A 23283-nucleotide genomic window follows, 5' to 3' on the forward strand; every position below is an offset into this window, starting at 1 on the left:
GACCCGCAGCGCTTCTGGATATCGGTGAGAAGCCCGCACCAGTAAAAGCAGGGCTTCAACCGGCACCAGTGCCAACTGGTGCCTATTATTCACGGCACGCGATTCACGAAATGAGGAGCAACGCATGCAAATCAACATTAGTGGACATCATATTGAACTGACCCCTGCCATCAAAAACTACGTAAATTCCAAATTAGATCGCCTTGAAAGGCATCACGACCGAATTACCAGTACCAACGTAATACTATCTGTTGATAAACTACGCCAAAAGGCAGAAGCCTCCATTCATGTGAGCGGCAAAGATTTTTTTGCAGATTGCGAATCAGAAGATCTTTACGCAGCTATCGACCTCCTCACCGATAAGCTGGACCGTCAGCTCATTAAATACAAAGAAAAAATGCGAAATCACCACCGTTAATTTATGGAAGTTCAATCCTTTCTGTCCCAACACCGCACACGCTGCGGTGTTGAGGCCAGCAGTAAAAAGCGCGCCCTGCAAATTCTTTCCGAGTTAATTGCGGAAGATCAGCCGACCCTGAGTGCTGATGAAATCTTTCTTAACCTGACCGCAAGGGAACGACTTGGCTCAACCGGGCTGGGAGGTGGCATTGCCATTCCTCATTGCCGGATCAACAATTGCGCCACTACCGTAGGTGCCCTGATCCAGCTGCAAACCCCCATCGATTACGAGGCTATAGATTCGAAACCCGTCGATTTGCTGTTTGCACTCATTGTTCCTGAAGAAGCTCATGACGAGCACCTGCAAACTCTGGCCACCATCGCCGAGCAGCTAAGCCAACCCGGCTACCTGCAAAGCCTGCGCTCCGCCAAGGACTCTGAAAGCCTGTTTCAGGCAGCCATTAGCCAGGCCGTCACTCAGTAACACCCGTGCCATACCGGGCACGTCACCCCAGCGTTTGGCTGAAAAGCCACAAGCTTGGCCAATCTTTGATCATTCCAGGCCTGGAGCGCGGTTAAACATTGGGCAGGCCAGGCGCATGTTCGTGTCATGTCCGGCGCGCTGACGAAGGCGCCATCATTGTGTAACCAACCCAAAGTAAGGTACCTTTAAGGTAAGCAAGCCTGGGCAGGGCCCAGAGTGCATGTCAAACAAGTCTCGAGGAAGATGCTCAATGCGTTTAGTGGTAATCAGCGGTCGCTCTGGATCTGGAAAAAGTACAGCGCTCCACGTGCTTGAGGATGTGGGGTTTACCTGTATTGATAACCTGCCCGCCTCACTACTGCCAGCATTGGTACAGCAACTCACCCAACACCCCCAAAATCAGTCTTTTGCCGTCAGCATTGATGCGCGCAACACCTGGCAAGATCTGCAAAAGTTTCCGGAGCTGCTTTCCCAGGCAAAAATTCCGGGTCTGATATGTGAAATCTTATTTCTCGATGCCCGCAGCCCCATCCTCATCCAGAGATTCAGCGAAACACGACGCAAACACCCTCTCAGCAGTGCTGCCACCGATTTAAAAGAAGCCATTGCCCTGGAGCGAACATATCTTGAGCCCATTGCCAATGCCGCGGATCTTGCCATCGACACCAGCAGCCTGACGCTACACCAGCTGCGCGACCTGATTAAGCAACGCGTAGTCGGTAACGCCGGACCCGGCATGGCCCTGCTGTTTCAGTCCTTCGGGTTCAAGCGTGGTATCCCCGTCGATGTGGACCTGGTTTTTGATGTCCGCTGTCTGCCCAACCCCTATTGGAAACCCAATTTGCGCAGTCTTAGTGGACAGGAACAACCGGTGATTGAGTTCCTGGAAGAGCAACAGGATGTCCAGGATATGTATGCCGACATCAGCCACTATCTGCGCCGCTGGCTGCCTCGATTCAGTGACAGTAACCGCAGCTATTTCACCGTGGCGATTGGCTGTACCGGTGGCCATCATCGCTCGGTCTATTTATGCGAAAGACTCTTTCACAGCTTTAAAAGTGAGTTCCCCAATACACAGTTAAGACACCGGGAACTGGATCAGCTGCAAAAGCATTCCGCCAACCCCAATCCCTAAAACGCAACACGAAGGCGACAACAATTTTGGGACAACAGCCAGGCCACAACCATCCAACAGCGGCAGGCAGGCAGCGCAGTCAACCAGAAAAGATACAACAAGCGCCTTTACAGATAACGGCACACTAGCAGATGCCATTATCGATACAGAACTGAAGTCATTAACAACAAGAAGCAAAAGTTATTGAGACCTTTTATGCTGACCCAGACTGTCACCATCGTCAACAAGTTAGGGCTCCACGCCCGAGCCGCCGCTTTATTTGCCAGCACGGCTGCGCGCTATTCCAGTCAAATTCAGGTGGGCCTTAACGGCAAGAAAGTCGATGCCAAAAGCGTTATGTCACTCATGCTACTGGCCGCCAATCAGGGAACGGAAATTAGTTTACAAGCGGAAGGCCCCGATCAACAGGAAGCCTTGAACGCAATTGTTGAACTGATCAACAACCGCTTTGATGAAGAGGAATAAACGCTGTTAAGCACGACTCGCCGTTACAAGAGTCCGCGACGGAGACGCCCACCCACGCGTCGAAGCATGGCAACCGGCAGCAACAAGAACAAACCATGACACTTGCCAAAATTTTATCAGCCGCATCTGCCCCCCTAGTATCTGGCCTCAAGCCCCTTTAGAATACACGCATCCCCAATTCCACGATGAGTGAATGTCTATGCCTCCAGCCACCGAAGAACTGATTGCTCTGACTCAGGCACAGCTCGGTGAAATTAATGAGGCTTTAGACTCTGGTACTTTTCAGCAAGTCCGTCGCCTGCTGAATGGCTTACAACCGGTAGAAATTGCTCACCTGCTGGAATCTTCTCCCCCGCCTTCACGCCGAATTCTCTGGACCCTGATTGATCCAGAACTTGAAGGCGAAGTCCTGCAAGAACTTTCTGAAGACGTTCAGTTGCAGTTTTTGCGCGGCATGAATACAGAGAAAGTGGTGGAAATCACTGAAGGCATGGACACGGATGACCTGGCGGACGTGCTTCAGCGCTTACCGGATGCGGTCATTCAGGAAGTTCTGGCAGCGATGGATGCCCAGGACCGCCAGCGAGTCGAACAAGTCCTGTCCTATGATGAGGACACCGCCGGTGGTTTGATGGACACAGACACCATCACCGTTCGCCCCCGCGTCACACTTGACGTTGTGTTCCGGTACCTCAGACGCCACGATGAACTGCCGGGCTCCACCGACAGCCTGATTGTTGTCAGCGGTAAAGGCGAATACGTTGGGCTGTTGCCACTGTCCAAATTGCTGACCTCCTCGCCGAACAGTACTGTGCGGGAGGTAATGAGCACCGGCCTTGAAGCCATTCCCGCCACCATGCGCGACACCGAAGTGGCCAGTCTGTTTGAACGTCACGACTGGATTTCCGCACCCGTCGTGGATGATGACGGCATTGTCGTGGGTCGGATCACCATTGATGACGTGGTGGACGTTATCCGGGAAGACGCTGACCATTCCCTGATGAGCATGGCCGGTCTGGATGAAGAAGAAGATACGTTTGCCCCCATTCACCGTACCGCGCCAAGACGAGCCATCTGGCTGGGCATCAACCTGCTCACCGCCATATTGGCCTCTTCCGTTATTAATATCTTTCAGGGCACCATTGATAAGGTCGTTGCGCTCGCGGTACTCATGCCCATCGTCGCCAGCATGGGTGGTGTGGCTGGCAGCCAGACGTTAACCGTGGTGATTCGCGGCATGGCGCTGGGGCAAATCGGGCGCAGTAACATTAACTGGCTGGTCTCAAGAGAGTTCTTTGTGGGCCTCATTAACGGCATGCTGTGGGCCCTGACCATGGCTCTGGTGGCGGGGTGGTGGTTCGAGGACCCAATCATCTCTTTTATTATCGCCGCCGCCATGGTGATCAACCTGTTAACGGCTTCTGTCGCCGGTGCACTGCTGCCGATTACCCTGCGCAGCATAAAAATTGATCCCGCCCTGGCCGGCAGCGTGGCTTTAACCACCATCACCGATGTGGTTGGCTTCTTTGCCTTTCTGGGGCTGGCCACCTATTTTTACGCTTAAGCCTTGCTTGACACTGAAAGCTGGGGTACCCCCTAAACCACTGGGGCTTGCCCCTAAGCCCGGCAGAAATGACACCCGCTCAAGGCCCGGCCAGCCGCAATTTGGCCGGGTGTTTTTACACCGCTGCCGCATAGGCATATAATCCGCCCTCGCCCGCCCATTGACCCTTTACACTGGATACCCAAGCATGTCTGATTTTGACGATTTCCCGAGCCGCGATGACGATGACGAATTCATTCGCTCAAAAACTGATGTCAAAAAAGAAATGGCCGCTCTGCAGGAGCTGGGAGCCAGCATCGTCGAACTGAGTGACAAACACATCGCCCGCATCCCATTGGAAGGCGAACTGGCCGACGCCATCCACCAGGCTCGTGGCATGAAACATCGGGAAGGTCGCCGACGCCAGTTGCAGTTTGTCGGTAAATTGATGCGCAAGGCGGAAAACATTGACGAAATCCGCGACGCCTATCAAAAAACCATGGCCATCGGGCAGGAACACATCAAGGTACAGCACAAAACTGAACAGTGGCGCGACCAGCTATTGGAAGATGGCAATAGCGCACTGCAGGCGTTTATCGCCGAGTTTCCCCTCGCTGACGTACAGCACCTGCGGCAATTGATTCGCAACACCCAAAAAGAAATCAGCCAGCAAAAACCGCCGGCCGCTGCCCGCAAGTTATTTCGGTACCTGCGCGAAGTGATTGAAGAAGCCTGAGCTGTTTGCCCTGAGCTGACCGGTCAGATCCATATTACGACCGAGGTATACAAAGGATCGAGTCGGCAGGGCGCAAACTGACGGGCGTTAAGGTGGCGTCTCCGGCTCTTGCGCTGCCTCATTGAGAGCGGCGTCTTCAGCCTGCTTTTTCGCCGCTGCGTCTTCTCGCGCCGCTTTACGCCTGGCTCTGTCTTCACTTCGACGTGCCTCTTCAGCTTGACGGCTGTCACTCGCTGCCTTGTCAGCCGCTTTATTATCAAACAGCTTGTCAAACTCTACTTTGGGGTCTGCCCAGGGGCCTTGTATGCTGTAACTGACACTGGCGACCCGCTCCATCTGTTTTTTAAAAATTTTGCTGATGGCATAGCCCCCTGCGGCTGCGGGCAAGCCAGCGGCAAAAGCCGCAATCAGAGTGGCATTCCCGCCCACAGGCAAAGTCGCCACCAGCGACGTATCGAGGGTCTCATCCTCAATATTGATTTCACCGCCCATTTTCAGCACTGATGAGGTGTTTGATACTTCGAAGGGGTCACTCAAATAAATCATGTTGTGATCAAATTTCAAGGTCCCCTGCACTTGCTCGAACGGCGTTCCACCCTGAAACACATCTGAAAAATCCAACTGTAGACGGCGAATCCAACTGTCAAAGTTAAACAAACCCACCAGTCGCAAAAAAGCGTCGCTGGTCTGGCCGGTGCTGCGGTAGAAGTGTCCATTCTCAATGTCCACCTTCAAAGTGCCCCTCAACTTATCTGCGGAAAAATCGAGAGGAGACCCCCTCCAGCGCACCGCGGCATCAAGCTTAACCGCCTCACTGTTTAACATTTTGGGCAAACCCCATTGCTCGGCAGCGTCGTCCATGTTTTTCCCGGTGACCCTGCCATAAAAGCGAGTGCCCTCTCTGCGGTCATTTTTCAACCAGAGCATGCTTGCCCCTTCTGGACCGAAAGCCGAAATCCCCCGCAGCTTGTCCGCAGACAAACTCTCTTCGGGCAAACCAAAGAGCTTAAAATCACCACTCTGCCCCAAGATCTCCGTGAGCAGCAAGCCAGCATCGGTAGCCCGTGACTTCAGCGACCAACGGCCAAAGTGGCGTGTTCCGAGACTTAACTCCGCCACGGTCAGATCCATATCGATCATATCCTGCGGCCGAAATCCCTCCAGCTTTTCACTCCAGTCCACCTCGGTATCGCTGTCTTTTGCCTCAGGCCAACGCACATATTTCAGATTCACGTTTAATGGACTGCCGTCGCCAGATATAAATACATTGCCGCTAACCAGCTCATCATGGATATCAACTCGCCAGCCATTTTGCCGCTGCCCCCCACCCACTTTTATGGTTTGAAACTCGCTGGAGCCCACGATGAATTTTTTGACTAACACATCAAAGTTCAACGCGGGCGCAGTCAACACGGAAGGTTCACTTTTGACCTCTGCTGCTGGCGGGGCAGGCTCAACCGGAGCGGGACTCGCGGCTTCAACCAATGCCGCCGCTTTCTCATCCTGCGCCGCGATACGCGCCGTTAACGAATCGCTCAAAGCCTGGTAGCGTTCGATCACCTGCCACCACCGCTTGCCATCAACCTCATCGGCCACACCTTCCAGCCAGATGCCCGGATCCCTGCGCTGACTGGGTAACTGCCCCAGTGCCACCACCCCTTGAATCGACGCACTGCCACTGCTCTTCTTGCCGACGGTACGCAGTCGCACGGACACCAGATCATCGTATGTCAACCGGTACTCTGTTTGCGACCTGCCGACCGGAACATCTACGGTGAGCGAGCGAATATCACCAGCGGCCTTGCCATAAGGTGGCGGCAGGTCGATAAGCGCACCTTCAAGACTGCTTTGCGCCCGAACTCTGACCGGAGTGTCTCCCCCGGCCACGGACACGGTGCCCGTCACCGGCACAATACCTTCCACAAACAACGCTTCCGGGCGCCTGGTCCAAAGTGCCAGCTGGCTAACATCCAAAGGCCCTTTAAAGTGAACACCAGTCTCCCAGCCCGACTGCGGCTGCTTGCGAAAAGAGTCGATAGCCAGATCCAGGGGCTGCTGCCACAGATTCGCGGTCAGCCGGTTGCTGCTGAGGCCTTCATCATTGCGATACTGAAGGGCTCCATTCACGTCGGTAAACGCCAAATTCAGGTCTGTCATCATCAGAGTGGATTGTCGCAGAGTTACATCCACCTGCTGCCGACCGCCGGCTTGATCTGCACTCAAAGGAATTTGCAGTTGAACTTTTGCCCCCAGCTTTCCGGTCATTTGCCAGCTGTCCAGACCGCCCCCGATCACCTCATGCAGCGGCGTTTGCGTAAGCACATCCAGCCCGGATTGTGCATCACCGGAGACCTCACCATTGAGTTGCAACAACAGCCCTTTTCCCGTCGAGCCGGGCCCCACTTCCAGGTAGGTGGGCTGCAATCGGGTTTGTAAAAATGCCCCTTCGTCCAGCCAGCCCTGCACCAGGTCAGTGTCGACTTCCAAATAACCGGACAGATTCTTTAACGGCGGCCAACGAGGGTCATAATTCAGCTCGCCATGGTTCACGTCCAACGCCAGCTGAATCGACCGAGCCCTGGAAGCCTCGTGACCAAAATACCCATGCAGCACGAAACCGCCCGCAGGCACACGCCCCTCAACGATGGCTTGATCCAGCCACTTCAGCAAAGTATCCGGAAGCACCCCAGGCACCAGTTTCTTGTGGTCAGCGGCTTTGGCGTTTTGCACACCAATGTGCAAGGCCAACTCCAAAGGGCGGCTGTTTCGAGCAAATGGCGCATCCAGGTAAAAATACCCGTTCGCCTCACCCAGCTCGCCGTTTAAACTGAGCCGGCCGCTGTAGACCTGAACTGAATTTTCATCTGGACGCACGGTCCAGCCCACCACACCCTGCCCCTGCTTAAATTCAAATGGCGCGTCAAACAGCTGAGGGAAGCCCAGCAACAACTCCTGCTGACTATCGAGCTCAACAAAGCCACTGTATGCCGAGGCTTCGAGGTAGCCATACACCCCGGTTATCTGAGGAGAGGCCTTCCAGGCGTTAACCGACATATTCTCAAGATTGGCCTTCAGAACGAAATCCAGAGGTTGCGCTTCAGGAATCACCACATGGATGTTTTTCAATCGCCCGACCGCTCCCAGATCAGACACTATCGCCTTCACCTTGTCTGGAACCTCAGGCACCTCGACCACCTTTTGCAACCACTCACCGGCATCCAGTGAAGGAACCTGTAGCGACCAGGCGTTGGCATTTGGGGGGCGGTTGATGCTGACATCGAGAGGCAGGGAGGCCTGCTTGGGCCAAAAGGTCTGAAAGTCCTGCAGTGACAAACTCCAGTCCTGCCGATCTCGCCACTCGGCGGTAAACTGGGTTATCGCCCTTAGTGGGAGGGGGTTAACGGCGCGACTGACCGTTTTCTCAAGCCCCGGTTTTACAGCGCGGCTGTTATCAGCGTCCGCCGGCCGGGTGAACTCGATCATCCCCTCGGCGGACAAGCGGGAGTCCACTGCAGTCTGTAACCAGAACTCAGCATTGATTAAACCATCCTCAATGCCCGGATAGGTAAGCCAATCCTCTGAAATGAAAGCCGCTGCGCTGGCGATGGGGTAATGGGTCAGTTTTAAGTAACCGCGTCCCTGCGGCCCCTGTTGCCTGTCAGCCGCATTAATTTCATAGGCCAGCTTTACGGCATCGTCTTGCTCGGACAAATCCAGATCAGCGGTCAAACGCTGGAAACCACTGTCGTTTTCCAGCAGCATTTGCGTAAAACCCAGTTGCTGCCGGCGGCCACTGATAAAATGAAACTCTGCACCGACCTCATTAAAACGAACAAACCGGGCAATGGCCAAGCCATCCAAGAGGCTGAACAGCGGGTCGGAACGTTCTTTGGCCGCGGGGAGTGTCACGCCACTCAATTCCCAAAGCCCGTCGGGGGTTTGGGTCAAAACCGCTTTCGCACGATCCGCTTCGATACGCCAAAAGCGCAAGCTCCAGTCCCACAGGGACTGCAACAGGCCGACCTGGGCAACCCCCCGCCCGATGCTTAAGGCCGTCTCACCATCGGCATTGACAACGGTTAATTCTGAAAAAGAAATTTCGGGTCGGAACCCGCGCCAGCTGGCATCGAGGGTGTCAACGCTGACCTGCGCCTGCAGCTGCTTTGACAGGTAATTTTCCAGCCAAACATGATTTTCCGAGACGAGCGGAGTCAACTGCCTTCCCAACTGGACAAACAGCGCGATTAAAATTAGCAGTAACGCCAAAACGCCACCGCACTTGCCCAGACTCCTTCGGGCCCATCCTTTTTCCATGGGCTACACCAAAATTATGTCGTATTGCTCTTGGCTGTATATGCTCTCTACCTGAAACTGAATGGTACAGCTGATAAATTCTTCAAGGTCCGCGACGTTGGAAGACTCCTCATCCAGTAAGCGCTCAATGACCACCTGAGACGCGAGGACCAAAAACTTCTCATTGTTATAGGCCCGGGCTTCACGCAGAATTTCACGAAAGATTTCATAACAGATAGTCTCCGCAGATTTTAAAGTACCCCGACCCTTGCACACCGGACACGGCTCACAAATCATTTGCCCCAGGGACTCCCGAGTCCGCTTGCGGGTCATCTCGACCAACCCTAACTCGGAAACGCCGGTAATGGAGGTTTTGGCATGATCCCGCTCCATCATTTTTTCCAGTGTGCGCAATACCTGTCGTTGATGCTCGGTATCTTTCATGTCGATAAAATCGAGAATGATAATCCCCCCCAGATTGCGCAGTCTTAATTGCCGGGCAATCGCAGTGGCGGCTTCGAGATTGGTTTTAAAAATCGTTTCTTCCAGATTGCGATGCCCGACAAAGGCGCCGGTATTTACATCGACGGTGGTCATCGCTTCCGTTTGCTCGATGATCAAATAGCCACCCGACTTTAATTGCACTTTGGTTTCCAGGGCTTTCTGGATTTCTTCTTCTACCCCGTACAATTCAAACAGTGGGCGCTCACCCGGGTAATGTTCAATACGTCGAGCGATTTCCGGTGCGTATTTTTCAGCAAAACCCACCATCTGGGCATGCACTTCCCGCGAATCCACCCGGACTTTTTCGATACGCGGCTTGACCAAATCTCGCAGAGTCCGCATGAATAAGGGTAAGTCTTCATGGATGACAGATTTCACCGGAACGGTTTTGATTTTCTCTTCCAGCTCCTGCCAAAGCCGGTAGAGAAAGGGAATGTCTGCACACAACTCGTCGCCCTGCACCCCTTCGGCGACGGTGCGAATAATGAATCCACCATCCGCTGCGGCCCCCAAAGGCTGCTCGGCCCAGCTCTTAACAGTATCTTCCACCAAAGCTTTGAGCCGCGCGCGCTCGTCTTCATCTTCGATACGGGTTGAAATGCCGATGTGCCGCGTCTGGGGCATGTACACCAAATAGCGCCCGGACACTGACAGGTGGGTGGTTAAACGGGCCCCTTTGGTACCGATCGGATCTTTTAACACCTGGACGACCAACGCCTGGCCTTCGCGAACGATGTTGCGAATGTCTTCTACGTCGGCATTTCGATCTTCCATGCCATCTTCACCCAACGGTGCAATATCCGCGGCATGAATAAATCCCGCCCGGTCCAATCCGATGTCCACAAACGCGGCCTGCATACCGGGCAGAACACGCACTACCTTACCTTTGAAAATATTGCCGACATAACCCTTGCGCTGGGTACGCTCAATGTACACTTCCTGCAGCATGCCATTTTCCACCAAGGCCGTACGGGTCTCGGTCGGAGAGGCGTTGACCAACAACTCTTCACTCATGAATCAGTTCCTTATGCGTCTTGCCCAATCCAATAGGCCACGCCGTAATCTTCTAACAATTCTCTTGTTTCGTTGAGTGGTAACCCCACCACACCACTATAACTACCGGATAAATGCTCAACAAATACTGCCCCCAGCCCCTGTATGCCGTAGCCCCCGGCTTTGTCGGCGGGCTCCCCTGTGCGCCAGTAACGCCGCACCTCTTGCTCAGATAACGGACGAAAACGAACGTCAGTTACCGACAATTTAACGGCGGTCCCCCTTTCCGAGGTCAGAGCCACCGCGGATAACACCCGGTGAGTCTGGCCCGACAATGCTCCCAGCATGGCCACCTCATCGGCCTCATTCTCGGGTTTTTCCAACACCCTTCCCTGAAATTCGATCAGGGTGTCGGCCCCCAGAACGGGGCACACCATCTTCGCATCTGCTCTGCGATTCGCGTCTGTCAAACACCGCCAACCCGCTTGCGACTTCTCCTGAGCCAGACGCTGTACATATTCCCGGGGGCTTTCGTTACTCTGCTGGCGCTCAGGCACATTGACCTCGAGCACTTGGTATTGGACACCAATTTGCGCCAGTAATTCGCGGCGGCGGGGAGATTGAGAGGCAAGGTACAAATCAACCATGGGGGTCTTAGCTACATCCTGGTAGTACAGCCAGTTATTATTTTGAGCTTCTGCCCTGTATTAAACAGCTTCTGCCCTGTATTGAACAGCGTCAGCCTGATTAGGAAAGCACACACTTCAGCCCAGTGATTTAAGCTCCACTCCGGCCATTATAGGAGCTTCAGTGAGGCAACCACATGCGCGTGTGCAGCCCCGATCCAATAGCGGCCAGCGCTGACCCTAGTTTAGGCCAATATGTGCCAGAGAATAAGCGGCCTTGAGTTTAATGCATCGCCTGAATCGAGCCACCGCCATCAACTGATTCGATAACGCATGCGCAGAAACTCAAGCAGGGTCCAAACCACAGGCCAGATCAGCGCGCTGGTTAACGCCGGCAACAAGAACACCAGTGTCGGGGCCGCACTACCTTGTAAACTGTGCACCCAGTTATCCACCAGCTGATTCAAGCCCACCAGCACAAAGACAAAAAAGGTTTGATGCCACAAGGTGTAATTGCGGATACGCTGATAGGACAGCAAACACACGTAGGCCACTATCATCAGAGCCATCGCATGCTGCCCCAACATCGCGCCTTCCAACAAGTCCTGGAAACACCCCAGCAACCACAGCAGTAACAGGCTGCTTTGCTGCGGCAGGACCATCACCCAATAGATCACCAGCATAGGGACAAATTCCGGCCTCAACCAGTTGTTCTCCCAACCGATCGGTATCACCATCAACAGTAAGGCGACCAAATACGTTAGAAATATCACATGGCGATTATGGGCTGTGACCATAGGGTTACTCGCCCGTTGCCGAGGAGCGGCGGCCATCGTCCGCTTGCGACTGCGAAGACTTATCAGCGGCGGAATTATCGTCAATCGGGTCTTTCAAAGAATCTGCCGTGACACGGCCACCTTCGCCGCTGAACACCAGCAACACATGCCGGCTGCGGTTCAATTGCGCTTCTGGCAACGCTTCTACCCGGGCAAACGGCTGCCCGGGGTCATGGATGACGGACGTCACTGTGGCGACGGGATAACCCACCGGAAAACGCTGCCCGAGACCGGAGCTGACCAGCAGATCACCTTCCTCAATATCGACGGTATTGGCCAAATGGCGCAATTTTAACTGATACAAATCACCGGTGCCCTCCGCCACGGCCCGCACGCCGTTACGGTTGATCTGTACCGGCAGGGCGTGCGTGGTATCCGTAATCAGCAGCACCTGTGAGGCAAAGTCATTCACCTCAACGACTTGTCCCATCAACCCCTGCGCATCCAGCAACGGTTGACCCAAATAGACACCGTGCTTGCGCCCCTTGTTGATAATGACCCGATGCGTCAAAGGGTCTGGAGAGACGCCGATCAACTCGGCCACCAGCACCCGGTCTCTGACCATATCGGCGGAATTAAGCAGTTGGCGCAGGCGGACATTTTCAGCAGACAGCGACGCCATTTGCTGCAGTTTTCGCTTGTGGATCAATAACTCGGCTTTCATCAGCTCATTTTCTTCTTCGAGCTGTTCGCGAGTACGGACGGTTTCCTGTCCCCATTCCAGTATGGAGCGCGGCGTATCAGCGATCCAATAAAAGGGCGTGGCCAGAGAGGCCAGCCTCGACCGAACCGGGTCGAGGGCGTCGGTATACACATTGAGGAAAATAAGAATCAGGGCGAGCGCCCCCAAGCCCATCACCCGGGAGGCCGCTGAAGGTCCTTGCGAAAACAGTGGTTTGATGGTGCTTGCTCCTACCCGGTCTTCTTCTGACCTACACCAGCAAGGGCAAACCGGGCAGAAGACTGAGGTATTGGTTGGGTATTAACTTAACTGGACAGTAGATCGATGCTGCGCCGGTCCATCAACTCCATTGCGCGACCACCACCACGAGCCACACAGGTTAAGGGGTCTTCCGCCACAATCACTGGTAATCCGGTTTCTTCAGCAATCAGGCGATCAATATCACGCAGTAAGGCACCACCGCCTGTCAGCACAATACCGGTTTCTGCGATATCCGAGGCCAGCTCTGGAGGAGACTGCTCCAGGGCGCTCTTCACGGACTGGACAATGCCGGCCAGCGGCTCCTGCATGGCTTCCAGAATTTCGTCACTGTTCAAGGTAAAACTGCGCGGCACGCCTTCCGCCAGGTTGCGACCACGGACATCGATTTCACGCAGTTCACTGCCGGCATAAGCACAGCCAATTTCCTGCTTGATGCGCTCCGCAGTGGCATCACCGATGACACTGCCGTAGTTGCGGCGCACGTAGTTGACAATCGCTTCATCGAAGCGGTCACCGCCGATACGAACCGAGTCTGAGTAAACCACACCATTCAACGAGATAATGGCAATTTCCGTGGTGCCGCCGCCGATATCAACCACCATCGACCCCGTCGCCTCTTCAACCCGCAGACCGGCACCAATAGCCGCCGCCATGGGCTCTTCAATCAGGCGCACTTCGCGGGCACCCGCCCCCAGTGCTGACTCGCGGATGGCTCGCTTTTCCACTTCAGTGGATAAACACGGCACACACACCAAGACCCTGGGGCTCGGCTGAAACCAACTGTTTTCATGCACTTTTTTGATAAAGTGCTGAAGCATCTTTTCTGTCACCTGAAAATCCGCAATCACCCCGTCTTTCAGCGGGCGGATGGCGGTGATATTGCCAGGGGTACGACCCAGCATGCGCTTGGCTTCCACACCAACCGCTTCAACCAGTTTCTGACCGTTATGTTGACGAATGGCCACAACAGAGGGCTCATCAAGCACAATGCCGCGTTCACGAACGTAGATTAGGGTATTCGCTGTACCCAGATCGATGGATAAATCGTTGGAGAAAACTCCGCGCAGGCGCTTTAACATTTACTTGGTTAAACCTTTTTAAGTGATCTTGCTTAATATGGAAGGTGAGATAGGGCTTTCCAGCACTGAAACCAGCCGAAACTAGACTCAATGAGCTTTAATTAGTTCCCTCGAAAACAACAGGCACAAGTTCCCGCCAGGTCAAAAAACCGGCGATATGATAAGTGCGTTGAGGAAAAAAAGCGACAGAGCCCCTTAAATGAACGAACTCTATCAACGGCAGGGATTTAGAGCAAGGCGCAAATATGGTAACTTTAGCGCCCTCAATCACAAAAGCCCGCGGAATACCCCTTTCAAGAGGAAAACCGGCCCCAAGCGCCGTTTCACTCAATGGGTACAAGCCCTTATTTCGGAGATAAAAGTGGATCGTTCAGACATAGCTAAGCTGGCTGAACTGGCGCGCATCGAAATCGCAGAAACAACCGTCGATGAAGTCGCCAAAAGCATTACTGACGTACTGGCTCTCGTAGATCAGCTTCAGGCTGCCGATACCGACGGTATAGCGCCTATGGCCCACCCCCTGGACGCCACCCAGCGCCTGAGGGCCGATGTGGTCACAGAGACCAATCGCCGGGAGGAGTTCCAGGCCCTGGCCCCTGCGGCCGAGCAAGGACTGTTTCTGGTGCCGAAAGTCATCGACTAGAAAGTCATTGGACTAGATGTGATGCACCGCACAGGGAATTACCCCTGTAAGGCAGCCTTGTACTGTAAGTATCGGATAGATTAAACGCCGGATCATTGAGATTTCTAAACCCAGGACCCACCCATGCACAATTTAACCATTGCCGAGCTGATTCACGGCTTGCGCAACCAGGAATTTTCCAGTGTCGAGCTGACGCGCCACTATCTGGACCGAATTGCCCGTCTGGACAGTCGCTATAACAGTTATATCACTGTCACCGAAGATATTGCTCTGGCGCAGGCCAAGGCCGCCGATGAACGTTTGGCCACAGGCGACGCCCCGGCACTCTGCGGCGTCCCCATTGCGCACAAAGACATTTTTTGCACCAACGGCATTCGCACCAGCTGTGGTTCCAAAATGCTGGATAACTTCATCCCCCCCTATGACGCCACCGTGGTGGAAAACTACCGCAACGCCGGCGCCGTGATGCTGGGCAAGGTCAACATGGATGAATTTGCCATGGGCTCCTCCAATGAAAGCAGCTTTTACGGTCCGGTCAAAAACCCCTGGAACACCAACTGCGTGCCCGGCGGCTCCTCCGGTGGCTCTGCGGCCGCCGTTGCCGCTCACCTGGCCCCTGCAGCCACCGCTACGGACACTGGTGGCTCGATTCGCCAGCCTGCCAGCCTGTGTGGCCTGACTGGTCTGAAGCCTACCTACGGCCGTGTATCGCGCTGGGGCATGATCGCGTTTGCTTCCAGTCTGGACCAGGGCGGCCCCATTACCCGCACTGCCGAAGACGCGGCCATCATGCTCAACACCATGGCCAGCTTCGACGACAAGGATTCCACCTGTGTCGATCAGCCTCTGGAAGATTACACCGCCACGCTGAACGACAGCCTGCAAGGCCTGCGCATTGGCGTGCCGAAAGAGTATTTTGGCGAAGGTCTGGACCCGCAAACCGCCGAGCGCGTGCAAGCCGCCATCCAGGAGTTTGAAAAACTGGGCGCCGAGGTAAAAGAAATCAGCCTGCCCCACACGGACCTGTCCGTTCCGGCCTACTATGTGATCGCACCGGCGGAATGCTCCGCCAACCTGTCGCGTTTCGACGGTGTGCGCTATGGCTACCGTTGCGAGGATCCGAAAGACCTCAACGACCTCTACAAACGATCCCGCGGCGAAGGCTTCGGCGAAGAAGTGAAACGCCGTATCCTGGTGGGTTCCTACGCTCTGTCCGCCGGCTATTACGACGCCTACTATCGCAAAGCTCAGCAAGTCCGCCGCTTAATCAAGCAGGACTTTGTGGACGCGTTTAACGACGTGGATGTGGTGATGGGACCAACCGCCACCTCACCGGCGTTTGAATTTGGCGCCAAAAGCTCGGACCCGGTGGCCATGTATCTGGAAGATATCTACACCATCGCCACTAACCTGGCAGGCTTACCGGGCATGTCCATCCCTTGCGGTCTGGTGGATGGCAAGCCCGTGGGCCTGCAACTGATCGGCAACTTCTTTGCCGAAGGCAAGTTGTTGAACGCCGCTCACCAGTTCCAGCAGGTCACCGATCACCACCAACAAACCGCACCGGATATTGATTGAGCTCAGACCCCGGATGAACCCGACCAAGACGGTTCATCCGACCTCTGACGATTACAGATAAGAGCATCAGATTATGGAATGGGAAACAGTTATTGGCCTGGAAGTGCACGTGCAACTGGCCACGACGTCGAAGATTTTTTCCGGCGCCAGCACCGCTTTTGGCGCTGAGCCCAACACTCAGGCGTGCGCCATTGACCTGGCCATGCCAGGAACCCTGCCAGTCCCCAACGAGCAGGCGTTCCGCTACGCGGTCATGTTCGGCCTCGCCATTGAGGCGGACATCGGCAAGCGCTCGGTGTTTGAGCGCAAGAACTACTTCTACCCCGACTTGCCCAAAGGTTACCAGACCACACAGCTGGAGAGCCCCATTGTTGGCCCCGGCCACGTTGAGATTCAACTGGCTGACGGTCGCACCAAGTCGATCCGCATCCACCACGCCCACCTGGAAGAAGACGCGGGTAAATCCCTGCACGAGGACTTTCACGGCATGTCTGGCATCGACCTCAACCGTGCCGGTACACCGCTGATTGAGATTGTCTCCGAGCCGGACATGCGCAGCGCTGAAGAAGCTGTGGCCTTCGCCCGCAAGCTGCATTCCATTGTGACGTCGCTGGGCATCTGCGACGGCGAAATGTCTCAGGGCTCCATGCGTTTTGACGTCAACATCTCCGTGCGCCCTAAAGGAGCTGAAGAATTCGGCACCCGCACCGAGACCAAGAACCTCAACTCGTTTAAGTTTATGGAAGACTGTATCGCCCTGGAAGTGGAACGCCAGATTGACCTGATCGAAGACGGCGGCCGTGTGATTCAGGAAACCCGTCTCTACAACGGCGACACCAAAGTGGCCCGTTCCATGCGCAGCAAAGAGGAAGCCAACGATTACCGTTACTTCCCCTGCCCGGACCTGCTGCCGGTTGACATTGACGATGACTTCATTGAAGCCGTGCGCCAGCAACTGCCCGAACTGCCCGACGCCCGTCAGCAGCGTTTCGTGGAGAAGTACAAGCTGTCCGATTACGACGCCGGCATGCTTGCCGCCGACGCGGCCACTTCGCACTTCTTTGAAACCACCACGCAGACATGCGGCGATGCCAAGCTGGCCGCCAACTGGGTGATGGGAGAAGTGTCTGCGCACCTCAATGCAGAAGAAAAACGCATCACCAGCAGCCCGGTGAACGCCGAGATGCTGGGCGGCCTGATTGCGCGCATCAAGGACAACACCATTTCCAACAAAATCGCCAAACAGGTTTTCGAAGCCATGTGGCAAGGTGAAGGTGATGCCGACACCATCATTGAAGCCAAGGGCCTCAAGCAAATGTCGGACACCGGCGAGCTGGAAAAAATCGTCGACGACGTCATTGCTGCCAACCAGGCCATGCTCGATGACTGGCTCGCCTCTGAGCCCGACAAGCGCAAGAAAAAGATGGGCGGATTTATGGGGCCCATTATGAAAGCAACCAAAGGTCAGGCAAACCCGGGACTGGTGAATCAAATTCTGGCGAAAAAGCTGAACTCAAAGCTGTAACGCACGGTTTGAATGGATCCGGCGTAACCGGACACAGTTTAACTCGACACCGCTTTAAGGGGTTGGGCCAATTGTAGGGCGTTGGAAGCAGGAGATCACACAGGGCGAGAGGTGCCGGGCGCATGAACCGGGCAACTCAACGCCGTGTGTGCAACTCCGGCTTCGGCCCCAAATACCGGGCCAAGCCCCACCCAAACCAGATTGTGCTTTGCACTTAACTCACGGCACAAATTACGAACCACACAAATTACGAATAGGTATTCCCATGGCACTTAAGAAAGACAAACAAAAAGTTCTCGGCGAAGTTTTCGATGACGCGCGTATCAAAACCTTTTTAGACATTCAGCCTTACGGCGACATGAATGCCGATTTCCACATGCTGGAGAAAGCCTATCGGGGGATGAATGTTGAAAACTTTGAAACCTTCGTTAAATTTTTTCAAGAAGACGGACGCGACATCAATGCCACCAATGAAGCGGGCCAGACGCTGTTCCAGATCGTCAGTGCTCACCGCCTGGGCGATGAATACGCCGAAGTCCTGAAAAAAGCCGGCGCACAGTAACTCCTCCGCTGGCGGGACGGGCAAGGGATACAAGCCCTGTGAGCGCCAGTTGGATGAAAGTTTATGCTCAAGCAGCTGATTTTTCTCAACCACTTAACTGAGTTACGCCAAACAGGGCATTTGGGAGCCTGATCGCCATGACCAACCACCCGATCAATGGCATGACCTACCTGACACGCGCTGCGCAATTGATGGTAACGCCAAAGCTCAGGATCTTCGTGTTGGTACCGTTACTCATCAACCTGGTGTTGTTTGTGGCCGCCACCTCACTGTTGATTCAACAGTTTGGTGTCGCCATGAGCTGGTTACTGGGCAGCCTGCCTGGTTGGCTGGATTTTCTCGCCTGGATTTTGTGGCTGATTTTTGCCGGTTTGATCCTGATCGTTTACGGCTACAGTTTCAGCATGATCACCAACATTATTGCGGCACCGTTTTACGGCATACTGGCCGAAAAGACCGAAATACTGGTGCGAGGTAAAGGCCCGGCGCCGGAATCGCTAGGACACATGATCCCCCGAACACTGGGGCGAGAATTGATCAAGCTTTGGTACTTTATCGTTCGCGGTCTGGCCATTCTTATCCTGATGCTGTTGCTGTCCTTTATCCCGCTGGTGAATGTCGTTGCACCGGTAATTGGCTTTTTGTGGGGAGCATGGAGCATGGCCATACAATACGTTGACTACCCGGCTGACAACAACCAACTCACCTTTTCGGAAACGCGCAATCGCCTCTGGGGACATAAATATTCCAGCTTCAGCCTCGGCAGTTTGATCATGCTGGGCACCATGATTCCGCTGGCAAACATCTTCATCATGCCCATTGCCGTGGTCGGTGGCACCCTGTTCTGGATCGATGAGCTGGACTCGCAAGCGCCCGGCAGAGTGACCCGCCCCTAGCCCGCCTCCAACGTGTCTCAGACCACAAGCCCGGGTTGGCCGCCGCGCCAATGATTTAACATGGACGCTCTTTAGCGGAGTATGGAATATAGTCCTGACCGAGTGAGGACAAGCTGTGCAATAAGTGTTGCTGGCACTTGGAAATGTTCACTGCTTCAACTAGTCTGTGGCTACTTGAAGGATTTTAGTCAAAACACACTGATACTCACCTTGGGAGAGTCTGTATGGCTACTGCAAACGCAAAATCAACCGACAAACAAGACGAGCTAGCCGCCAGTAAAGAATCGGTCATGGAAGCCTATGACAAGCTCATGGAGGCCAAAAGTCATTTTCGCAAAGCCGCCGAAGCGGCCGGCATGGACCTGAAACACGATGCTGCCGACCAATTACTGAAGGGGCGTGAGAAAGCCGGCGAGCTGAGTGCACAGGCAGACACCTACATCCGCGACAAGCCGCTGGCCTCACTCGGCATTGCGTTTGCGGCAGGGTTCATCCTGGCCCAACTCTTTTCTCGTAAATGACAATAGCGTCAATGGCAGAAACAAAATCGTCAGTGACCGACCACCGTCATGAACAGAGCCCGCCGCAATCAACTGAGCGCCCACCCGGGCAGGAACACCGACAACCGCCGCAGCCCGAGCCCCTCGACATCTGGTCAGACTGGCTCTCGCAAGCCGTCACGGCCGGTTCTGACATAGCCGAGCTGTTCCGGTTAGAAGTCCAACTGGCGCTTGGGGACGCTCGCCGCATGCTGCTGCTGGCCCTGTTGGCCCTGCCCATGATGATGTTACTCTGGCTGGGCTTTGCCGCTTTGATGACCTGGCTGGTGATCGATTACAGCGGCTCGGTAACCTGCGGGCTGCTGGCTTTCGTGTTGCTGCATGGCGCGGCATTAGTCTCTATACGGCTGCTCTGGCAGCGCTACAAGCGCAGCCTCAAACTGCCGTTAACCCGACAACACCTGCAGGCTTTCATGGGAGGCATGCAACACAATGAAACGCAAACACCTGAGCCGTGATATCCAGACCCTTAATCAGCGCTTAACGGCTCAACTCGCCCCCTTTCAACAGCGCAGCCAGGAATCCCGCCGGGCCCTGAGTCAGATCCACCCACTTTGGTTGCTGGCCGTCGGCCTGGTAGCAGGCGCGGTGACCGGCTCACTGGGGTGGCGAAAGGCCTACACGGTTGGCGCTATGGGGTATAAGCTACAGCCCTTGATGCTGGCCGGCATCGGTCAGTGGATGGCCGGTTCCGAGGGTTGACCGCACGCGAATACACCTCTCCCGATACTCCCCCTATGACCAAACCGACCGAAGCCTCACTACACGACACAGACCGCACGCCAACGCCGGGACGCCCGTCGCCAAGCTCCAGCGGCCCACTTCAGCGGGCAGGCGCCCTCTATTGTCTGCTGGGCCTCGCGGTGATGTACACACTCTATTTCGCCAAATCCCTGCTGGTGCCCATCGTCGTCGCCCTGCTGTTTGCGTTACTGTTGAGCCCACTGGTAAGACTGTTCAAACGGTTTCATATCCCGCGCACGGTATCGGCCATGATCTTGCTGACCGCCATTGGCGGCCCCTTCACCTGGCTGGGTATTGAGCTGGCAGAACCGGCTCAAAAATGGGCCGCCAGCCTGCCTGAACTGTCAGCTCAGATGGCCAGGGAGCTCAATTCCATTGAGGACTCGGTGACCTCTCAAGCCACGCCGGCGCCAAAGAAATCAGGCTTCTTCAGTTTTTTCAGCAGCGAAGAAGCTCCGGCACCACCGAAAGATGAAAACACCCTGTCGAAGCGGGTTATGCAGGGGGGTATGGAGGTCATGATTTCTGTGCTCAGCGCGACCCCCATCGTCATCGCCCAATTTCTGACCTTCGTCATTTTAGTGCTGTTCCTGCTCATCTTTGGACCCAACTTATACGCCACTGTCATCGATATTCTGCCCAAGGTGAAAGACAAGCGACGAACTATCTTGCTTGTAGGCAAGATTCAGCAAGAGCTATCCCGCTACATCATCACCGTAAGCTTGATCAATTTCGGGCTGGGGCTGGTAACCACGCTCGTCTTGTGGCTGATGGGAATGGAAGACCCCCTGTTGTGGGGCGCTTTGGTCGGGCTGCTGAATTATGCCCCCTATGTGGGCCCCCTCATCAGCGTCTGTATTCTGAGCATTGCCGGGGCGTCGCAATACGGCCCAATTCTCAACGCAATACTGCCGGCCGCGGTGTATTTTGGGATCAACTTATTGGAAGCGCAATTTGTCACTCCCATGGTTCTGGGTAAGCATATGCGCCTGAATCCACTGATCCTGATCATCTGGCTGATTCTGTGGGGATGGTTGTGGGGAGCGATTGGCGTGTTATTGGCCGTTCCGTTACTGGTGTGCCTGAAACTGGCGGCGGATCACCTGAACCTGTTGACGCCCTGGCTGGCACTGATCCAGACACGCGCCTGAGACCTGAGTACACGGCGCCAGTGATGACTGTCAGGGCTGCCAGGCAAGCGCCTTGTGCAGCCTGGACGTCAATGTCCAGGCTTGACCGCCCATAAACTCAATCCCTGCCAAATGACTAGGCTCTCACGGCAGGTTTGTACTTGTTATTCACAACAACCAGTAACACCAACGCCACAATTCCTACACCAAGCCCCAAAGGCTGGCTTAACGGCTGGGGCAAACCAAGGCCGATGCCCGCCGTCGCAATATACGACACCGTGACACAGGTCCCGATCACGGCAGGCAAACTGACAATCCAGTGGAACGCTCCGCGATCCAGCAGGTACTTGGTGGCCAGCCACAACACACTGGTCGACAACAACATGTTTGAAAACGCAAAATACCGCCAGATGAGGGAAAAATCGATTTTCGTCATAAAGTAAGCAATGACCAATATAGGCAGTGCCACCAATAAACGATTGCGGAGGCTCTGATGGATATTAAACGCATCAATGATGGTCAGACGCAGGGAACGAAACGCCGTATCACCGGAGGTAATTGGGAAAATAGCGACGGCAATAATCGCCATGATGCCCCCGATGGCACCCAGATAGGTTGACGTTACCTGGTTGACGACCAACCCAGGGCCACCCTGATCCAGAATACTTTTTAGCTCATCATAGCCCCCGGGAAATGCCGCAATACCGGCGGTGGCCCACACACAGGCAACCAGCCCTTCGGACACCATAGCGCCATAATAAATCGGACGCACGTATTTCTCGTTGGTCAGACAACGCGCCATGATCGGAGCTTGGGTTGAATGAAAACCACTGATGGCGCCACAGGTAATCGTGACAAACAACAGTGGCCAGACCGGCAGCCCATCCGGATTGGGTTCAAGCAGGACGTTGTTGTAATGACTGTGGTCAAAGTAACTCAGGACATTGCCCATTTCCGGTAAGTTTGGCGCGTGAATCAACAAGGCGACAGCCAGAGATACCGTCATCACCACCATTAACAAGCCAAACAGCGGATACAGTTTGGTGATGATCTTGTCGATCGGCAACAACGTGGCCAGGCAGTAATACCCCAGGATGACGAAGATCCAGAACACGTTGTTACTCAAAAATGTGCCTTCAAAATAATCCAGGTTGCTCAACAACCCGGCTGGGCTCATGGTGAACACCACACCCACAAAAAACAACAGCATGGCCGTAAACAGCAACATCAGGCCTTTAAAATACACATTAAAATAATGGCCGGCGATCTCGGGCAGACTCTTACCGTCTTCTTTAATGCTTAAAACGCCGGAGAAATAATCGTGAACCGCACCACCAACAATGTTACCCACGACAATCCACACCAACGCGACGGGACCGTACAAGGCGCCCAGAATCGGACCAAAAATAGGCCCCACTCCCGCGATGTTTAAGAATTGGATCAAAAAGGCTTTAACGGGATGAATCGGGACATAATCGACGCCATCTTCGAATCTGGCCAGCGGCGTTTTCGCGTCAGGATTAATGCCTGCTTGCCGTTCAACGAAGGGACTGTAGAATTTATAAGCGAGCAATAACAACCCGATACAAACAAAGAAAATCAACATGTG

Annotated in this window: 22 protein-coding genes; 15 read left to right on the top strand and 7 right to left on the bottom strand. The window is 54.6% G+C overall.

Features of this window, described 5'->3' with window-relative positions:
* Positions 1–124: 124 nt before the first annotated feature.
* The 6 genes from hpf to yjgA all read left to right on the top strand — a co-directional run bounded on the left by hpf (position 125) and on the right by yjgA (position 4762).
* Positions 125–418 (top strand): ribosome hibernation-promoting factor, HPF/YfiA family, encoded by a 294-nt coding sequence (gene hpf, locus G8770_RS01965; RefSeq protein ID WP_167181196.1) that lies wholly within the window; start codon positions 125–127, stop codon positions 416–418.
* A 3-nt stretch (positions 419–421) separates the two neighbouring features.
* Positions 422–883: a PTS IIA-like nitrogen regulatory protein PtsN gene (ptsN, locus tag G8770_RS01970; protein WP_167181197.1), complete on the top strand. Its 462-nt coding sequence runs from the start codon at positions 422–424 to the stop codon at positions 881–883.
* A gap of 250 nt (positions 884–1133) precedes the next feature.
* Complete coding sequence (gene rapZ, locus G8770_RS01975; protein WP_167181198.1) at positions 1134–2018, top strand: RNase adapter RapZ; 885 nt, start codon at positions 1134–1136, stop codon at positions 2016–2018.
* A 195-nt stretch (positions 2019–2213) separates the two neighbouring features.
* Entirely contained in the window at positions 2214–2483 is a 270-nt protein-coding gene (locus G8770_RS01980; protein ID WP_167181200.1) for an HPr family phosphocarrier protein, read from the top strand.
* A gap of 199 nt (positions 2484–2682) precedes the next feature.
* Positions 2683–4047, top strand: coding sequence for a magnesium transporter (gene mgtE / locus G8770_RS01985; RefSeq protein ID WP_167181391.1), 1365 nt, complete (start codon positions 2683–2685; stop codon positions 4045–4047).
* 187 nt (positions 4048–4234) lie between these two features.
* Positions 4235–4762 carry a ribosome biogenesis factor YjgA gene (gene yjgA, locus G8770_RS01990; RefSeq protein ID WP_167181202.1) on the top strand — a complete coding sequence of 176 codons (528 nt, stop codon included), beginning with the start codon at positions 4235–4237 and terminating at the stop codon, positions 4760–4762.
* A gap of 87 nt (positions 4763–4849) precedes the next feature.
* Here yjgA and G8770_RS01995 read toward each other — a convergent pair whose 3' ends face one another.
* From G8770_RS01995 to G8770_RS02020, 6 genes are all read right to left on the bottom strand, one after another.
* Complete coding sequence (locus G8770_RS01995; RefSeq protein WP_167181204.1) at positions 4850–9076, bottom strand: YhdP family phospholipid transporter; 4227 nt, start codon at positions 9074–9076, stop codon at positions 4850–4852.
* A 3-nt stretch (positions 9077–9079) separates the two neighbouring features.
* Positions 9080–10573 (bottom strand): ribonuclease G, encoded by a 1494-nt coding sequence (gene rng, locus G8770_RS02000; protein WP_167181206.1) that lies wholly within the window; start codon positions 10571–10573, stop codon positions 9080–9082.
* An 11-nt stretch (positions 10574–10584) separates the two neighbouring features.
* On the bottom strand, positions 10585–11199 hold the full coding sequence (locus G8770_RS02005; protein WP_167181207.1) for a Maf family protein: 615 nt from the start codon (positions 11197–11199) through the stop codon (positions 10585–10587).
* A 293-nt stretch (positions 11200–11492) separates the two neighbouring features.
* Positions 11493–11975 (bottom strand): rod shape-determining protein MreD, encoded by a 483-nt coding sequence (mreD, locus tag G8770_RS02010; protein WP_167181209.1) that lies wholly within the window; start codon positions 11973–11975, stop codon positions 11493–11495.
* A gap of 4 nt (positions 11976–11979) precedes the next feature.
* Positions 11980–12870: a rod shape-determining protein MreC gene (gene mreC / locus G8770_RS02015; protein ID WP_279537079.1), complete on the bottom strand. Its 891-nt coding sequence runs from the start codon at positions 12868–12870 to the stop codon at positions 11980–11982.
* A 131-nt stretch (positions 12871–13001) separates the two neighbouring features.
* Positions 13002–14036 carry a rod shape-determining protein gene (locus G8770_RS02020; RefSeq protein WP_167181213.1) on the bottom strand — a complete coding sequence of 345 codons (1035 nt, stop codon included), beginning with the start codon at positions 14034–14036 and terminating at the stop codon, positions 13002–13004.
* Between the two features lie 361 nt (positions 14037–14397).
* On the opposite strand from G8770_RS02020, the gene gatC reads away from it, so the two are divergent.
* From gatC to G8770_RS02065, 9 genes are all read left to right on the top strand, one after another.
* Positions 14398–14679, top strand: coding sequence for an Asp-tRNA(Asn)/Glu-tRNA(Gln) amidotransferase subunit GatC (gene gatC, locus G8770_RS24015; RefSeq protein WP_167181215.1), 282 nt, complete (start codon positions 14398–14400; stop codon positions 14677–14679).
* Between the two features lie 123 nt (positions 14680–14802).
* Positions 14803–16257: an Asp-tRNA(Asn)/Glu-tRNA(Gln) amidotransferase subunit GatA gene (gatA, locus tag G8770_RS02030; RefSeq protein WP_167181217.1), complete on the top strand. Its 1455-nt coding sequence runs from the start codon at positions 14803–14805 to the stop codon at positions 16255–16257.
* A 73-nt stretch (positions 16258–16330) separates the two neighbouring features.
* Complete coding sequence (gene gatB / locus G8770_RS02035; RefSeq protein WP_167181219.1) at positions 16331–17782, top strand: Asp-tRNA(Asn)/Glu-tRNA(Gln) amidotransferase subunit GatB; 1452 nt, start codon at positions 16331–16333, stop codon at positions 17780–17782.
* Between the two features lie 265 nt (positions 17783–18047).
* Complete coding sequence (locus G8770_RS02040) at positions 18048–18344, top strand: PA4642 family protein (protein ID WP_167181221.1); 297 nt, start codon at positions 18048–18050, stop codon at positions 18342–18344.
* Positions 18345–18481: 137 nt separating this feature from the next.
* Entirely contained in the window at positions 18482–19240 is a 759-nt protein-coding gene (gene cysZ / locus G8770_RS02045; RefSeq protein ID WP_167181223.1) for a sulfate transporter CysZ, read from the top strand.
* Positions 19241–19464: 224 nt separating this feature from the next.
* On the top strand, positions 19465–19761 hold the full coding sequence (locus G8770_RS02050; protein ID WP_167181225.1) for a glycine zipper domain-containing protein: 297 nt from the start codon (positions 19465–19467) through the stop codon (positions 19759–19761).
* A gap of 11 nt (positions 19762–19772) precedes the next feature.
* Positions 19773–20258: a hypothetical protein gene (locus tag G8770_RS02055; RefSeq protein WP_167181227.1), complete on the top strand. Its 486-nt coding sequence runs from the start codon at positions 19773–19775 to the stop codon at positions 20256–20258.
* Entirely contained in the window at positions 20233–20502 is a 270-nt protein-coding gene (locus tag G8770_RS02060; protein WP_167181228.1) for a hypothetical protein, read from the top strand. Before G8770_RS02055 ends, G8770_RS02060 begins: the two co-directional genes overlap by 26 nt.
* A gap of 35 nt (positions 20503–20537) precedes the next feature.
* On the top strand, positions 20538–21695 hold the full coding sequence (locus G8770_RS02065; protein ID WP_167181229.1) for an AI-2E family transporter: 1158 nt from the start codon (positions 20538–20540) through the stop codon (positions 21693–21695).
* A 115-nt stretch (positions 21696–21810) separates the two neighbouring features.
* Here the strand turns inward: G8770_RS02065 and G8770_RS02070 are convergent, their stop codons facing one another.
* A complete protein-coding gene (locus G8770_RS02070) occupies positions 21811–23280 on the bottom strand; it encodes a carbon starvation CstA family protein (protein ID WP_167181231.1) in 1470 nt (489 codons plus the stop codon).
* Positions 23281–23283: the final 3 nt, after the last annotated feature.

This window comes from Pseudomaricurvus hydrocarbonicus, assembly GCF_011602365.1.
Classification (GTDB): domain Bacteria; phylum Pseudomonadota; class Gammaproteobacteria; order Pseudomonadales; family Cellvibrionaceae; genus Pseudomaricurvus; species Pseudomaricurvus hydrocarbonicus.

Excerpts from the sequence above, each read along its gene's own strand:
- cysZ (WP_167181223.1), top strand. The coding sequence starts at position 18,482 with ATGACCAACCACCCGATCAATGGCATGACCTACCTGACACGCGCTGCG.
- rapZ (WP_167181198.1), top strand. The coding sequence starts at position 1,134 with ATGCGTTTAGTGGTAATCAGCGGTCGCTCTGGATCTGGAAAAAGTACA.
- G8770_RS01995 (WP_167181204.1), bottom strand. The coding sequence starts at position 9,076 with ATGGAAAAAGGATGGGCCCGAAGGAGTCTGGGCAAGTGCGGTGGCGTT.
- mgtE (WP_167181391.1), top strand. The coding sequence starts at position 2,683 with ATGCCTCCAGCCACCGAAGAACTGATTGCTCTGACTCAGGCACAGCTC.
- G8770_RS02070 (WP_167181231.1), bottom strand. The coding sequence starts at position 23,280 with ATGTTGATTTTCTTTGTTTGTATCGGGTTGTTATTGCTCGCTTATAAA.
- gatB (WP_167181219.1), top strand. The coding sequence starts at position 16,331 with ATGGAATGGGAAACAGTTATTGGCCTGGAAGTGCACGTGCAACTGGCC.
- ptsN (WP_167181197.1), top strand. The coding sequence starts at position 422 with ATGGAAGTTCAATCCTTTCTGTCCCAACACCGCACACGCTGCGGTGTT.
- hpf (WP_167181196.1), top strand. The coding sequence starts at position 125 with ATGCAAATCAACATTAGTGGACATCATATTGAACTGACCCCTGCCATC.
- G8770_RS02005 (WP_167181207.1), bottom strand. The coding sequence starts at position 11,199 with ATGGTTGATTTGTACCTTGCCTCTCAATCTCCCCGCCGCCGCGAATTA.
- G8770_RS02060 (WP_167181228.1), top strand. The coding sequence starts at position 20,233 with ATGAAACGCAAACACCTGAGCCGTGATATCCAGACCCTTAATCAGCGC.
- G8770_RS02050 (WP_167181225.1), top strand. The coding sequence starts at position 19,465 with ATGGCTACTGCAAACGCAAAATCAACCGACAAACAAGACGAGCTAGCC.
- gatA (WP_167181217.1), top strand. The coding sequence starts at position 14,803 with ATGCACAATTTAACCATTGCCGAGCTGATTCACGGCTTGCGCAACCAG.
- G8770_RS02055 (WP_167181227.1), top strand. The coding sequence starts at position 19,773 with ATGGCAGAAACAAAATCGTCAGTGACCGACCACCGTCATGAACAGAGC.
- G8770_RS02040 (WP_167181221.1), top strand. The coding sequence starts at position 18,048 with ATGGCACTTAAGAAAGACAAACAAAAAGTTCTCGGCGAAGTTTTCGAT.
- mreD (WP_167181209.1), bottom strand. The coding sequence starts at position 11,975 with ATGGTCACAGCCCATAATCGCCATGTGATATTTCTAACGTATTTGGTC.
- G8770_RS02020 (WP_167181213.1), bottom strand. The coding sequence starts at position 14,036 with ATGTTAAAGCGCCTGCGCGGAGTTTTCTCCAACGATTTATCCATCGAT.
- G8770_RS02065 (WP_167181229.1), top strand. The coding sequence starts at position 20,538 with ATGACCAAACCGACCGAAGCCTCACTACACGACACAGACCGCACGCCA.
- yjgA (WP_167181202.1), top strand. The coding sequence starts at position 4,235 with ATGTCTGATTTTGACGATTTCCCGAGCCGCGATGACGATGACGAATTC.
- rng (WP_167181206.1), bottom strand. The coding sequence starts at position 10,573 with ATGAGTGAAGAGTTGTTGGTCAACGCCTCTCCGACCGAGACCCGTACG.
- G8770_RS01980 (WP_167181200.1), top strand. The coding sequence starts at position 2,214 with ATGCTGACCCAGACTGTCACCATCGTCAACAAGTTAGGGCTCCACGCC.
- mreC (WP_279537079.1), bottom strand. The coding sequence starts at position 12,870 with ATGGGCTTGGGGGCGCTCGCCCTGATTCTTATTTTCCTCAATGTGTAT.